Genomic DNA, 15,320 nt, shown 5'->3' on the forward strand with positions numbered 1-15,320 from the left:
AACATCAACAGGTATACGGTGATGACCTGAATTGTTGATATCAGATGTGCATACTGTTTCACTTAGCCACGCTACCGCCACTGGCTGTAGCCACCAGATAGCTGTCTCTTACCTTGTTACACAAGCATAGTCTGACCTTGTCACTCGACGTGCTTTTCATAACCAGATTAGTCCTGGAAATAATCAGACATTAAGTGTCACAAAATCCAGCAACAATTTTTATACTAAGCACTGGACCATACAAGCCTAATCTTTACTTTTTTTGTGGGTTTAACGCTTTCGACATTAAATGAACAATTAAGCAACACTGATAGGTTATTTTCTAACTCATACTATTTTGTGATCTCACCCACACGCTCCGCCCTCAGTAACTATCGTTAAGATAGAGGGTTAAAATATACCATTGCCATCCCTCACAAACAAAAAAACTCCCAGATAAGGGAGTTTTATACATAAAAGGATTTCCCGTTTTATTCAACGATACCCATTAGGATTCTTCGACTGCCAGTTCCACGTATCACGCATCATCTCATCGATACCGCGTGACACACGCCAGTCCAGCTCTTTGTCCGCCAGCGAGGCATCCGCCCAGAACGCAGGAAGATCGCCATCACGGCGCGGTGAGATCTGGTAAGGCACAGGCTTACCTGCGGCTTTCTCAAAGGCTTTCACCATCTCCAGCACCGAGTACCCTACCCCGGCACCGAGGTTGTAAGCTTTATAGCCATCAACCGCAGCAATATGGTCCAGCGCTTTAAGATGGCCTTCAGCCAGATCCATCACGTGAATGTAGTCGCGTTCGCCGGTGCCATCTTTCGTTGGGTAATCTCCGCCAAAGATGCCCAGCTTTTCCAGACGGCCAATGGCCACCTGAGCAATGTACGGCAGCAGGTTGTTCGGGATGCCGTTCGGGTCTTCGCCGATCTGGCCAGACTCATGCGCCCCCACCGGGTTGAAATAACGCAGCGCGATGGTTTTGAATTCCGGGTTCGCTTTGGCATAGTCACGCAGAATCTGCTCAACCATCAGCTTTGAGGTGCCATACGGGCTGGTTGTGCCGCCAATTGGCGTGGTTTCCACATAAGGAACCGGCGCATCAGCACCGTAGACGGTAGCAGAAGAGCTGAAGATAAACTGATTAACACCCGCAGCACGCATCTCTTCCAACAGCACCAGCGTACCGGTAACGTTATTCTGGTAGTACTCCAGTGGTTTGCGGGTGGATTCGCCCACGGCTTTCAGGCCGGCAAAGTGAATCACGGCATCGATGCGGTTACTGGCAAAAATATCGCGCAGGCACGCACGGTCGAGGATATCCCCTTCGCAGAAGGTGGCCGTTTTACCCGTCAGCTTCTCTACGCGGTTAATCGATTCGCGTGAGGCATTGCTCAGGTTATCCAGTACGACAACATCATCACCACGTTGCAGCAGCGATAACACGGTATGGGAACCGATGTAGCCCGCCCCGCCCGTTACTAAAATTGCCATGTTGACTCCTTCAGACCACGCCCGGCGCGGCCATAATCAAATAAGATTACTTCGCCAGAATTTTTTGAATTTCTTCACGGAACTCGCGGCCCTGAGCGTGGTTACGCAGGCCCCAGGTCACAAACGCTTTCATATAGCCCAGTTTACGACCGCAGTCGAAGCTGTCGCCACTCAGCAGGTGTGCATCAACCGGCTGTTTTTTGTTCAGGTTGGCAATCGCATCGGTCAGCTGATAGCGGCCCCAGGCACCCGGCTCAAGGTTTTCCAGTTCTGGCCAGATGTCCGCAGACAATACATAGCGGCCAACGGCAGCCAGGTCAGAATTCAGGGTCTGTGGTTGCTCTGGTTTTTCCACGAATTCGACAATAGAACTGACTTTGCCTGGGAAGTCCAGTGGCTCCTCGGTAGTGATCACGGAGTATTCAGACAAATCCACGTCAGGCATATGATGGGCGAGTACCTGGCTACGGCCAGTCTCTTCAAAGCGTGCCACCATCGCGGCAAGGTTGTAACGCAGCGGATCGGCACTGGCGTTATCCAGCAATACGTCCGGCAGGACCACCACGAAGGCATCATCATGCAGCATCGGGCGGGCACATAACAGGGAGTTTGCCAGGCCCAGCGGCTGTGGCTGACGCACGTTCATGATCGTCACACCCGGCGGGCAGATAGACTGCACTTCACTCAGGAGCTGACGTTTCACACGCGCTTCAAGCAGGGCTTCAAGCTCATAGGACGTATCAAAGTGGTTTTCAACCGCATTCTTGGATGCATGAGTGACCAGGACAATTTCCTTGATACCCGCTGCCACGCACTCGTCGATGATGTACTGAATCATCGGCTTGTCGACAACAGGCAACATCTCTTTAGGAATGGCTTTTGTAGCAGGGAGCATATGCATACCGAGACCCGCAACCGGGATAACTGCTTTAAGCTTGGTCATAGTGTTTCCATATAAATGAAGTAAAAAACGTCCATTGATTATGCATTAAAGAGATGATTCACAAGTATAATCTTAATCTGAAAAATAAGCAGCCAGGGCCAGCAATAAAAAAGGCCACCATCACGGTGACCTTATATTTATTACCGGGTTACAGCCAGTGAGTGAACCATTCCGGCCTGATAAACAGATTGAAATAACTCACCAACGCCATGATCCCGACAAACACCACCGCCACCGACATCCACTGACGAGCATAGGGGATAAATGGAATGCCAATCACCGGTTTGATAAAGAACGGATGGGCAAAGGCAGAGATGAGAACCTGAGAAATCGACAGCGTCAGCGCCACATACCAGACGTTCGGCCAGATCCAGGTGGTTGCCAGTACCAGCACCACGATGATGCTTGCCACCACATTCCACCAGAACTCGACGTTGGTACGGCCGTTAGCCTGAGATATCGCGCCGGTCAGCCCGCCCATCGGACGCAGCATACCGAACAGCAGCATCAGTGGGATCAAATGACCAACCGCCTCGTGTGCCGGGCCGTAAAGCACGCGCACCACCACCGGGGAGAGGATACCAATCGCCAGATACATCAGGCTGCTGAACAGCATGATCATGAAGGTGCCTTTCAGGAACAACTTCTGCAACTGCGCAGGTTCGTGTTGTTTCTCAGCAAAGCGGGGTAGTGCCAGGCGATTAATCACCGGCGTCACCAGTTTCAGCGGTTGCAGCACCAGCTCTTTCGCCAGTGAGTATACCCCGAGCATTTCAGCGCCCATCACTTTACCGACGATCAGGGAGTCGGCCTGAGTACGTAACTGGTTAATCGTCTGTGATCCCAGCTGATACACACCGTACTTCATCGAGCTGAAGAACGTCGATTTATCAAACTCGAAGGTCGGCCGCCAGGACTTTTCACCAAACCAAATCATGCACAGAATACGCATCGCGGCATTGGCAAACAGGCCGAGGATCACCGCAGAGACATTGAGCGGCGAGTAGTAAAGCAGCCCCACCGTCAGTGCAAAGGCAAGAAACTTGGTGACCATTTCGATCTTCGCCAGCAATACCATGCGTTTGGCTTTAACGAAATGGGCCTGATACTGCGACAGCGATCCCAGTACCAGGAAGTTAATGCTGGTTAGCATGATCAGCCCGGTGAGTTCCGGAATGTGGTAGAAATGCGCGATCGGCCAGGCAATGGCGATCAACAGCAATCCGGTCAGCAGACTGAGTAAAACGTTCACCCAGTAGATGGTGCTCTGCTCCTTGCGGGTGATGTTCTGGCGATGCACGATGTAGCTGCTCATCCCCATATCCTGCAACACCATCGCCACGGCCAGAATGGCGTTAATAATCGCCAGAATACCCAGCTCGTGGGTCTCCAGCTTACGCGCCAGCACCCCAAGCTGCACCACCTGTAACACGGCGGCGAAACAGGTACCGCCAAACAGCCATACGGCCTGATTTTTTAAACTACTCACGCTAATTGCTCCAGAATCTCTGCCAGTTCGCGGTAGGCGATATGCTGGTTAAATTCGGTTTCTACCTTGTGGCGTGCGGCCACCACCACCGGTGCGATATCGGCCTCACCCTGTGACAGTTTCAGCAGAATGGCAGCCAGTGCTGCGGCATCGCCTTCCGGTGCCAGCCAGCCGGACACATTGTGTTCAATCAGCTCAGGGATACCACTGTGCTCGCTGGACACCACCGGTAGCCCGACAGCCATCGCTTCCATCAGCGCCACGGGAATCCCTTCCATGTCACCATCCGCCGCAGTCAGCGACGGAAGCAGGAAGATATCGGCTTCATCGAGATAGCGTTTGATCTCTTCCTGCGGCTTAAAGCCGACCATTTTCACGCAGTCAGCCAGATCGGCCGCCGCGATGGTGGCACGCAGTTCCTCTTCGAGGTCGCCGTTGCCGACAATGGTGTATTCAAACTGTCCGCCCTGCGCTTTGAGGATTTTGCAGGCATCAATTGCCACACCCAGCCCTTTCTTCTCGGTGAGGCGCGCCACGGAAAGAATGCGTAGCGGCTGATGGAGAGAATCCCTGATTTTGAGATTAAATTTCTCCGGCTCGATGCCCATGCGGGTCACATGAATCTTCTCTGCCGGGCAGCCCATGCTAATCAGCTTGTTCTCCCACAGGTGGCTGATAGGCAGCAGCAGCTCGGTCTGGGTAAACAGGCGTGCATAGTCATCTTTATGCTCATCGAGGATATGGCGGCGGGAAATATCGGCACCGTGGAAGACGGTGGCCTGCTTGCCCTGCAGAACATTCAGTTCACGCAGTTTATTGGCGAGCGCCCCGGCATAACCGAAGTGCACTAAAAACACATCGGCAACGAAAGGGGTTTTGTTGGCGGCCACAATCGCCGGCAGCAGCAGCTTGCTGGACTGGGCGCCGTAGCGCCCGATATTGAAGGATTTTAATGTGGCGGTATTGAGAATTTTTGGCAGCACAATTTGCAGACGCTGTTTCAGTTTATCCGCATTACTGACCTTCTCTTCTGGCAGCAGATAGTGGGTCTTCTCTGCCAGTTGATAACGGTCAAACGCACCGTGTCGATTCACCAGGTCGCCCGGAAACACCGAAATGATCTCAACGTCGTAGCCGATATCAATAAAATGCGTCACCTGGTTCAGTACGAAGGTTTCCGAGGAAACCGGAAATCGCATCGTGAAAAATGTCAGTTTCATTGGTTCACCCTAAGCGTTTGACCACGTCGTCAGTGATACGGTTACCCAGGATCCGTTCCTGTTCCACAGCCGTATCAACCTGCTGCTTCACCGCCTCATAGTTATCCAGCACATTATTCACCCGCGTGATAATGCTGCCGTCCATCAGACTCTTCACATCGCTGGCCATGTCTGGCAGCCCAAGTTGGTTCATCACGCCCAGAGATTTGTGCTCGTAGTTAATCGCCACCGCTGGCGTCCCAAAGTTCATTGAGATAATCGCGGAGTGTAAACGGGTGCCAATCGTGAGATGGCACTGACCCAGCAGGATACCCAGCTCAAGGTCGTTAAATTCATCCATGATTACGTGATATTTATCTTTCTGTTCAATATGATCGCTCAGTGTCATCGCCACCATACGGTCATCTTTGTTGTAGCTGTCGATGCCGGTACAGGTGGAGAAGGCGACCACCTGATAGCCACGCGCAATCATCGCGTTGATCACCCGGCCAAACGCCGCTTCGTACTGCTGCTGGGTCACCCCAAGGCGCTTGTCGAAAGGTGCCAGTTCACGCACGGTAATGGCAATCGTTTTTTGCTGGCCAATGACCTGCTGCCAGTGCACCAGGTTATGACCCGGTTCTTCCACCTCACGTGCGCGGACCAGGAAGGCGGTATCAGCACCTTTTACCACTTTCCCGGTGGTGATACCGCCCTGCTTCATCATCTCCAGGCTGACGCTTTCACGCAGCACCAGACTATCGACGCGGTCGAACACGAAGTTCGCAATTTCATTGAAACGTGGCTTCTGGAACGGCCCCACGCTGTGACCGATCATATGGATCGGTTTCTTCGCCAGCAGTGCACACAGTGAGTGCTCAAACTGCAACGGACCATACAGATCCACAAAGAACGAACCGCCGACCTGGATAATCGCATCGTACTGCTTCAGGTTGTCGCTGAATTCCTGTAAATACTGCGGCACCGGAAACAGCTTGAACACACCCTTATTCGCGATGTGCGCCATCATGATTTTTGGCATCAGGCGGCGTTTGATCTTGTCGACGATCTTGTTTTTGCCCTTTTTGGTCTGCAAAAAGAGCGCATCAGGCAGAATGTCTTGCTGGAGCAGGTAACCAGAACTGGTTGGATAACGGCTAATAACATCAATATCAATATCGTTCCTTGCCAGATTCAACGAATCAATAATCCCGCGTAAAATAGCGCCATCACCACGATTTCCACATGTATGATTGCCAACTAATAAAATCTTCATAACTACTCCAGAAAAATTTTTGTAATTTTTACAGGCTAACGCCCATCAATGCAGCTGAATCGTTTAAAACAGGCTGCCTGTCCTGCCCGAGGAAAAACAGCCTGATAACTCTGAAATTGCCTGGTCTTAACGGAAAACCGACACTTATTTCAGTGAAAAGTACGGGATGGCGACCTGGCGGCCATTCAGCACGATAGAAACAAAGCCTTCCGGGTGATCCGTATTGACCTGGTCGGCGGTGAGTGGACGGGAAGCCATCAGCAAATCACCCGCCTCATTCGCGCCGATTCCGGCCTTGCCGTTATGCAAGCTGAAACGCTGACTTGCGCGGCTGACATCCTTGCCCGAGGGGGCGTTGCCAAATGCCATTTTGCTGTCGAAACGTGCGCAGCGGCCGGTCTTAAAGCGGTCTTTTGCGGTGGTTTTGATCAACACACCGGCCGACGCGACCCAGCCATCGATTTTGACAAACACCCGCACATCGGTGTCGTGCGGCGTCACAATCATCACATCAAGCACCGGGCTGGCCCCTTCGGCATGCCAGGATGCTTCAAACTTGTGGGTTTTCCGTTGCAGGCTGACAATCGCCCTTCCGCCGGTGGTTTTGTCCCCCACCACTTTGTTGAGCGGCGCATTGCCGCTGCCGTTGCTGAAGGAGGACTGGCCGAAGATTTCAATCTCCCAGGCATCGCCGACATCCGGGGTATAGATATTGCCCAGCTCCACCCACTTCTGCTGGTCGCTGTTGTTTTCGATGCGGAACCGTGAGGTCAGATAGTTGTATTTCATACTGCCATCAACCGCCACGCCGTAAGACTCCACGCGCGTGGAACCGCGTTCCCAGGCGCCCAGCCACTCGCCTTCCGCCAGCGAATTATCAATCCAGCTACCGGCCTGAAGATTGGTCTGACGCATATTGAGACGCGAGTTGTGCGCAATCAGCGGGTTTTTACAGGTTTCCAGGCTCAGCGCATCAATGATCCACTGCCCGTTCGAGATATCACCGGGGAATTCGGTGTGTTCAATCCAGCCGTTGTGGATCAGCGACTGACCGCAGCGTTGCAGGTTCAGCACCTTACCGTCGGTGCAGTATTGGGCATTAAAGTTAGACAGCTCGATGGCCGTGCTGTGATCCCACTTACCCTTAGGTGCATTGGACCAGACAGACTTGATCACGTCGCCGCTACAGCGCAGCGCATACCACTGATCAATTTTGCAGTCGAGGGTATCCATCAGGCTGATCGCCGTGCCGCCAACGCGGACAAACCGCAGGCAGGCGCCACGGAAATACTGGCCGCCTTCGCATTGGTTATCGAAGAAGCCCTGCTTGTTCGGCTGGGTGTCGGTGCGCCCGTTAAATTGTAGGTTGCTGACTTCCACCCAGCGGGTGTTGACCTTGAAGACGAAGTCAGAATCGCCGTTGGAGACAATGGTGGTGGCCGGGAAATAGCCGAAGTTCACCATCGCACCGGAGACGCGGAAGAAACGCGTCTGCTGCTGCGAGAAGTCACAGGCGCTGACGAAGAAGGTGCCCGCCGGGAATTGCAGACAGATCTGCTGGTTCGCATCCTGCGCCCACTGATACATCGCTTTGATCGCCGGGGCGCTGTCGGTTTTACCATCGGCAATCGCACCGAAGTCAAACAGCGTCAGACGGTTAAAGTCCTCCACCACGCGGCGCCAGTGGTAATCCGCACCGGAGGAGATCGTTACCCCTCCGTCGTCTTTGGCGGCTTCCAGTGTGCCAACGAACTCGCCGCCGCCCACTTCCAGCCCCTCATGCCAGCTTTTCAGCTTAATTTTTGCGCCACTAAACAGCGGGCGCGTTTTACGCAGATCGTCAACCGAAGGAATTTCACCAATCAGCTGATATCCGGCAGGTTGCGCCAGACGCTGGCTGAAATTATTCGCGCCACGGGTTACATCCGGAATATTAAACAGCGTATTTCCGGCATCATCGACCACCGCCATAGAGTGCGAAGGATCGGCAATCAGTGCTGCATTGTCAGCGATAAACTGCTCAAAGTTGCCCTTATTCAAGGCAACGGGCTGCTGTACCTGTGACAGTTTGCCAGAGGCATCGCGCAGATAGAGGTTAATCAGATTTCCGGATTGGGTCGGGTCCGTACCCGCTTTACCGATAAACAGTTTACCGTTGAAATTCTTCCAGAACTGGTCTGGCATGGTGTAGACATTCTCTGGCGTCAGAATCGGCACATCGCCTTTCGGCAGCTCACCGGGTGTAATCCCTTTTAACGCCAGAGAGGGATCGCTTTTCGCCGCCGCACTGGAAATAGAGCTGACAGAGAGTCCGGCAAGAATCGACGAGAACGCCGTGAGTAATTCTCTTCTTTTCATTGGTGTTATCCCATGGTCAATTTTTTGGAGCCTGCAAAGCAGGCAGGAAACGGATGTCCAGAGATACTCAATTGGAACCTGAACCGCCCTTACACCAGGGACAGCCAGCTCTCTTTAATCACGCGGCCGTCAAATTTAAGGGCCGTGGTTTGGGTACTGGCGCTCATCGCATAGAACAGGTCATCGTCATGAGCAAGCTGGTTCATACTGGCAATGAAATGGGCTTTGTCGTTCATCGCCACCAGGAAACCATCCTGCTGATGATTAATAATTTCCTGCGGCCCGGTCGGGCAATCGTACGCGACAACAGGCAGTGACCAGGACTTGGCTTCCAGCAACACCAATGGCAGACCTTCATAGCGCGACGTCATCAGCGCCATATCGCTGTCGCGGTAGTAGTCGTTGATATTACTCACCCGGCCAACGAAATTAACGCTGTCGCTGATGTTCAGCTTTGCTGCCTGCGCGATCAGTTCATCTTTCAGCTCACCGTCACCGGCAATCACCAGCGTCCAGTCAGGATTGCTGGCAACAAAGCCCTGCCAGACATCCAGCAACAGGTCGAAACCTTTTTGATGATCCAGACGTCCGACCGCAAGCGCCTGATAGTGCCGCGTTGTGCGCTGAAGATTTTTGTACACCACAGGGTTGGGGATGGTTTTGCTGGCGATATTCCAGCCGTTGAACACCTGATGATCTTTATCGGTCAGTACGATCACGCGGTCGTAATAACGCAGCATCAGGTACTTGAGGAGTTTGATCGGTTTACTGAAGGAGTTAATCGCCACATGTTCACAGGCATAGACGCGGGCGGTTTTCTTTTTGAGGGTCATCATGCTGTAGAGCGCAAACATCACGCTCAGGCGCCCCATGCTGATCAGAAACACCGCGTCAAACTGCTGCTGCTGAATCTGCTTCACGGCGGCCTTAAGCGGATTTTTTTCGCCAGCGAAGCTGACGATCTGCTGTACCTGGCTGAAAGGATAAAACGGTTCTCCCGACCCTTCCAGTGAATAGATGGTCACCTCATGCTGCTCACCGAAGCACTCTGACATGAAGTTACAGATATTCTCAGTTCCGGCATAGGAATACGCATCCTTGATGACCAGTACGATTCTTTTCATTATTTCAGCCACCTCAGATCAGCGATGTTTTAAGGTAAACAACACGCCATTAACCATGTACCAGACGTAGTAGTAATAAACCTTCAGCGGGTTATTTTTATAAATGTACTTGAGTAAATCGAGGTGCCATTTCGCTGCTTTATTTTTATTACGCGACAGGGAGTCCCCCATTTCATAATAGGTCACCAGATTTTTATCAATCACCCGCGCCTGCTTGTACTGCTCGAACAGCTCATAGAGGAAGAGAAAGTCTTCATGCCCTTTCTTCTTAAACAGCACCTGACGCGCCGGGCGACGATAGCAGACAGAAGAGAAGCAGATACGGAACTGCTTTTTAACGAATTTATCCTTCAGCAACACAGGGTTACCGTAACGGACCTCGTAGGATTTCGTGCGTGACTGATAGTGATAATGACTGATCACCAGGTCATCACCGGCCGCCAGGCAGGCGGTTTGCAACATCAGCTTATCGCTGGCCCACTCATCGTCACTGTCGAGGAAGGCAATAAACGGCTCCGTCGCGGCTTTTAATCCCACGTTGCGTGTTTCTGCTGCACCGAGGTTGACGTCATTGCTGAGAAGAGTAATCCGCGGGTCAGTACAATGCTGCTGCACAAATTCCAGTGAGTCATCGGTGGATTTATCATTAATCAGATAGATCCGCCAGTCGGTATACGTTTGATCAATCACCGACTGCACCGCACGCAAAACGGTCGCGCGCGCATTGTACATCGGGATAATAATCCCTACCGTGCCGATTTGATTATTCATCTGATACCCTATTTTTATTACGGGTCAGGCATGCCTGACCCCTACGAAATATATCTGTCGAAGATTACGGACCAGGCAGGCCTGACCCCTACGAAATATATCTGTCGAAGATTACGGACCAGGCAGGCCTGCCCCCTACGAAATACATCTGTCGAAGATTACGGACCAGGCAGGCCTGACCCCTACGAAATATATCTGTCGAAGATTACGGACCAGGCAGGCCTGCCCCCTACGAAATACATCTGTCGAAGATTACGGACCAGGTATGCCTGACCCCTACGAAATATATTTGGGGAAACGCAGGGGCGAGGCACGCCTCGCCCGCTGGCGTTAAAAAAGACGGAATAACGGTGCAATGCTGTAACCATTGATGGACTGCACTGACAGAATGGTGTTGTACGCCAGATAATAAGAGGTCATGGCAAACAGCAGCCCAAAGTTAAGCAGCGTGTGACGGATACGCATCATCAAAAACGCCAGCAATAACGGTTCACAGTGCAGGAACAGGTTCCCGACTCGTCCACCGATAATGGAGAAGTCCGAGAAAATGATACGCACGGCGGCACCGGCCGAGTAAGCGATAAACAGAATGTAGGCAATACGGTCTTCTTCTTTAATCGGACGGTTAAAATAAACCACGGTAAAGAAGGCAATAAAGGCGATGTTTTTTAAGTTCGCCAGACCAAAGACCGGTGAGGCGGCATCAAATACCGTCCCGCTATAGCCCATCGCTCGGTCCCCGATCACCGGAACAATCCCCAGTGAGTCCAGGAACAGCTTTTTCCCGCCGATCAGCCCCAGCGGGATCGCCGCCAGTACCATCGCAATACCAAAGTATTTACGCTCACGCAGGAACAGGAACGGTAACACCATCAGTACCGCATAGCCGGTTGAGTGTGACTGGGTGCTGAACGCCAGAAAAACAAACGCCAGAAAATATTTACGCCCGGCGGCCGAACAGATGCAGGCCACCGCGAAGGCGCTGGAAAGCCCGAAACGAATCTGGTTCATATCCTTGTTGATGAACAGGTGCGCTGAGTAAAGGCACAGCGAACAGAGGATCAACGGTGAATACTTCTTAAAAATCCAGGCATTGGTTGATACGGCAATAAAACTGATGAACAGCAGGAAAAAGTAGCTTTCATGGGTGAACCACGACAATATCCATGCCAGTAACATAAACAGGTTTTCGTAACGGTAAATATCCGCCACGGTTTCATAACCACTGATACTCGACTGACGGGAAAAATCGTAGAAGAAACCCAGATACTGCCAGTCATCAATACCGGAGTTGGGGCCCCTGAAGCCCGCAAACATAATCAACGCCACCACCGCGATAAAGAAGAAGTAGGTGGTCACGCGCTTCATTTTTGGCTCATTCGCCTGGTTAATCGTCGCCAGTTCAAAGAAACATAAAATCAGAATGCTGTAACTGACTATCCAATATATTGCCATAGTGTTTCCCACCCAATTATTATTCTTCTGCTCACGTTACTTCCCTCCGAGTTTTGCCCGAAGTTTGTCTTTCACACGATTGAGGAAGTAAGTGCGGTTATCTTTATTGGTTAAGAAAAAGTAGCGGGCAAAGCTGAGGCTGGCCTGGAACGACTTACCGTCCATCTTATAACGCAGCGGCAGTTTGTACGCTTTATAGGTGTGAACATCACGCCGGGTGAGATACGGCTTCATGTTGTCGAGCCAGAAGAAGGAATACTTCACCGACTCGCCTTTATGTTTAGAACCAAATTTGGTGACCAGATGGTAGTTGGCTAGCGGCTGGTCAATCATCACAAACTCGTAGCCGAGTTTGTCAGCACGGATGCAGAAGTCGTAGTCCTGGTGACGGATATACTTCTGATCAAAGCGGATATCCTGCGCGTATTCACGTTTCAGCACAATGGTGCTGGTCTGGATAAAGCCATAGCAGCCAAACAGATACTCGGCCACGGTTTCATGGCGCCCCACCTGCTGCAATGGCAACACCTTCAGGAACTGCCCATCCTGAATAATATTGACCTGGCTGTAAATCACGAACTTCTGCTTGCCCTGCCCTTCCAACTGATGAATCAGCTTCAGGGTCTCAGTCAGCTTGTCTTTGTGCCACTCATCATCCGCATCAAGGAAGCTGATGTAATCGCCCGTTGCCAGTTCGATACCTTTGTTACGCGCACCGGAGCCGTTCAGTTTTTCCTGCGACAGCACCAGATTAATCTTCAGCTGGCGGTAACGCTCTGACTGCACCAGTTCGGCCAGCTTATCGGCGTCAGCCGATTTATCATCAACGATGATCACTTCGAAATTCTGGTAACTCTGCGCCGCCACACAATCCAGCGTGGTTACAATAGATTCGGATGCATTATATGCAGGAATGACGATCGAAAAGAAAATATCCTTCATTACCAGGCACCTTTTAAACGGTTACAAACAAACACTCACCAGAAAAAAAGGAACCTTTACCCTTTCGGTATAAAGGTTCCTCAGGGATATTAGCTCTTTGCATCCTGCTTATAGCTGTAGTCGTAATAGTCATAGCCGTAACCATAGGCATTAGCTGACTTACGTACTACGGCGTTGAGGATCACCCCTTTAATATCGATACCGTTCTGGGCGAAACGTTTGTAGCTGATTTCCACTTCCTTAAGGGTGTTGGTTTCGAAACGCGCCACCATCAGGGAGGTTCCCGCCAGCTTGCCGATAATAGACGCATCGGTCACAGCCAGAATCGGTGGGGTATCAATTAACACCAGGTCATAGTGCTGACTGGCCCAGTCAAGCAGCTCATTCATGCGGCTGTGCATCAGTAGCTCAGACGGGTTAGGCGGCACCTGACCACGCGCAATAAAATCAAAACCGTAATCACCGCGCTGGATCAGATCCGGGGTAAAGGGTGTCTTACCGGACAGAATGTTCGACAGACCCGTTTTACTGTCAGCACCCAGCAAATCATGGGTGTAACCGCGACGCATATCGCCATCGATAAACAACACTTTCTGACCGGCTTTCGCCACCAGCGTTGCCAGATTAGAACAGATAAAGGTTTTACCTATTCCCGGGCTGGCACCGGTAATCATCAGAATGTTGTTTTTCGCTTCCATCATGGCGAAGTGCAGGCTGGTGCGCAGGCTGCGGATTGCTTCGATGGAGAGATCCGTTGGATTGCCCAGTGCCAGCAGCGTGTTGTGCGGGTCTGTTTTACCTTTCAGGTTACGTTTCGCCAGTGCTTCGGCATCTTTCTTACGCTGCCATTCGGAAAGCGGTACGCTGGCATACACGCTCAGGCCCAGCTCTTCCAGCTGTTCAGGGTTATCAATGCCATGATGGAACAGGGCTTTCAGCAGCACCAGACCCACCGATACCACCAGGCCTGCCACCAGACTGGCCAGAATCAGTAACAGTTTTTTCGGTGCGACCGGCGTACCAGCGGTTTCCGCATGGTCGATGATGCGAACATCACCTACGGTGCTGGCCTTACTGATGCTCAGTTCCTGCTGACGATTCAGCAGTTGCATGTAGATTTCCTGCCCTGCCTGCACATCACGCGTTAAACGCACAATTTCCTGCTGAGTCTGCGGCATCTGGCTGATTTTGCCGTTCAGCTTTTTCTGCTCACCTTCCAGCGTGGCGCGTTTTTCCAGCAGGGCGCGGTAGGTCGGGTGATCTTTCTTGAACAACTGTGACACTTCCGCTTCACGGAAAGTCAGTTCGTTCAGCTGTGTCTGAATGCTGACAGAAGAGTCGAGCGCAGACTTCGCTTCCAGCGACACATCGACGGAGTCATTCTGGCGACGGAAGGTATTCAGCTTGTCTTCTGCGACATCCAGTTTGCTGCGAACATCAGGCAGCTGGTTCTTCAGGAAGGCCAGACTCTTCTCGGCTTCTTCAGATTTGCGCTCAACGTTCTGATACAGATAGTTATTAATCACCTGGTTCAGCACCTGGCTGATCAATACTGGATCTTCACCGGTATAGGTCAGGCCCAGCACGCCGGTGTCCTTGCCCATATCCGCAACGGTCAGGTTGTTGTAGATCAGTTTGATGGCCTGCAGGTCACTCAGTTTAGACACGGTGAAGCTGGTGCCTTCTTCTGCCTGAATGTCGCTGACCAGCATGGTGACATCGCCGTGCTGTTCAAACTGGCCGACTTTACCTTTAAACAGCTCATCGCCGTCTTTGCTGACGGTGTAGCTGTCCGGCCCATCGACTTCGACCGTTAGCTGGCGTTTATCCCAGATAGCCGGCACTTTCAAGCGAGAAATGGCTATCTGCTGCGGCTTATTGCCCATCATGCGTGACAGGCCTTTACCGATCACCGGGAAATAATCCTCCTGCACCAGCACATCAAGGCCGAGATCTGCCACCGTTTTCCCCAGCACCATACGTGAGGTAACAATTTGCACTTCAGTCGCTGACGCAGGTTGTGCATTGGGCATCATCTGCGACAGGTCATTCAACACGGTGTTGGCATTTTTCTGCTCAACCTGCACCATGGCATCCGCGCTGTAAATCGGCGTGGCGAACAGGCTGTAAAGCGTGCCCATCAACATAAATAACGCCGTAACCGCAACGATTATCCAGCGATGGTCAATGAACTGTCCCACAAGATGCGCCAGATCGAACCCGTTTGAATCGTCTTGAGGCGCTGACGGTGCCTTACTTTTTATTTTCATGGAAG

General features: G+C 51.9%; 11 protein-coding genes. All 11 read right to left on the minus strand.

Features of this window, described 5'->3' with window-relative positions:
- Nucleotides 1–474: 474 nt before the first annotated feature.
- Nucleotides 475–1,488: a UDP-glucose 4-epimerase GalE gene (gene galE / locus LJN55_RS15185; protein WP_133841537.1), complete on the minus strand. Its 1,014-nt coding sequence runs from the start codon at nt 1,486–1,488 to the stop codon at nt 475–477.
- Between the two features lie 46 nt (nt 1,489–1,534).
- Entirely contained in the window at nt 1,535–2,431 is an 897-nt protein-coding gene (gene galF, locus LJN55_RS15190; RefSeq protein ID WP_133841536.1) for a UTP--glucose-1-phosphate uridylyltransferase GalF, read from the minus strand.
- A gap of 148 nt (nt 2,432–2,579) precedes the next feature.
- On the minus strand, nt 2,580–3,920 hold the full coding sequence (locus tag LJN55_RS15195) for a lipopolysaccharide biosynthesis protein (protein ID WP_227534786.1): 1,341 nt from the start codon (nt 3,918–3,920) through the stop codon (nt 2,580–2,582).
- Nucleotides 3,917–5,140 (minus strand): glycosyltransferase, encoded by a 1,224-nt coding sequence (locus tag LJN55_RS15200; protein ID WP_227534787.1) that lies wholly within the window; start codon nt 5,138–5,140, stop codon nt 3,917–3,919. The genes LJN55_RS15195 and LJN55_RS15200 overlap by 4 nt, the downstream gene beginning before the upstream one ends.
- Nucleotides 5,141–5,144: 4 nt before the next feature.
- Nucleotides 5,145–6,395: a colanic acid biosynthesis pyruvyl transferase WcaK gene (gene wcaK / locus LJN55_RS15205; protein ID WP_227534788.1), complete on the minus strand. Its 1,251-nt coding sequence runs from the start codon at nt 6,393–6,395 to the stop codon at nt 5,145–5,147.
- Nucleotides 6,396–6,539: 144 nt separating this feature from the next.
- Nucleotides 6,540–8,753 carry a phage tailspike protein gene (locus LJN55_RS15210; RefSeq protein WP_227534789.1) on the minus strand — a complete coding sequence of 738 codons (2,214 nt, stop codon included), beginning with the start codon at nt 8,751–8,753 and terminating at the stop codon, nt 6,540–6,542.
- An 89-nt stretch (nt 8,754–8,842) separates the two neighbouring features.
- Entirely contained in the window at nt 8,843–9,877 is a 1,035-nt protein-coding gene (locus LJN55_RS15215) for a glycosyltransferase family 4 protein (protein ID WP_133841531.1), read from the minus strand.
- Nucleotides 9,878–9,895: 18 nt separating this feature from the next.
- Nucleotides 9,896–10,648 carry a glycosyltransferase family 2 protein gene (locus LJN55_RS15220; protein ID WP_227534790.1) on the minus strand — a complete coding sequence of 251 codons (753 nt, stop codon included), beginning with the start codon at nt 10,646–10,648 and terminating at the stop codon, nt 9,896–9,898.
- Between the two features lie 330 nt (nt 10,649–10,978).
- The gene (locus LJN55_RS15225; protein WP_133841529.1) at nt 10,979–12,103 is read right to left on the minus strand and encodes an EpsG family protein; all 1,125 of its coding nucleotides are present in this window, start codon (nt 12,101–12,103) and stop codon (nt 10,979–10,981) included.
- Nucleotides 12,104–12,139: 36 nt separating this feature from the next.
- The gene (locus tag LJN55_RS15230) at nt 12,140–13,045 is read right to left on the minus strand and encodes a glycosyltransferase family 2 protein (RefSeq protein WP_133841528.1); all 906 of its coding nucleotides are present in this window, start codon (nt 13,043–13,045) and stop codon (nt 12,140–12,142) included.
- Nucleotides 13,046–13,134: 89 nt separating this feature from the next.
- Nucleotides 13,135–15,315 (minus strand): tyrosine-protein kinase Wzc, encoded by a 2,181-nt coding sequence (wzc, locus tag LJN55_RS15235; protein ID WP_133841527.1) that lies wholly within the window; start codon nt 15,313–15,315, stop codon nt 13,135–13,137.
- Nucleotides 15,316–15,320: the final 5 nt, after the last annotated feature.

Source organism: Erwinia rhapontici, from assembly GCF_020683125.1.
Lineage (GTDB): Bacteria > Pseudomonadota > Gammaproteobacteria > Enterobacterales > Enterobacteriaceae > Erwinia > Erwinia rhapontici.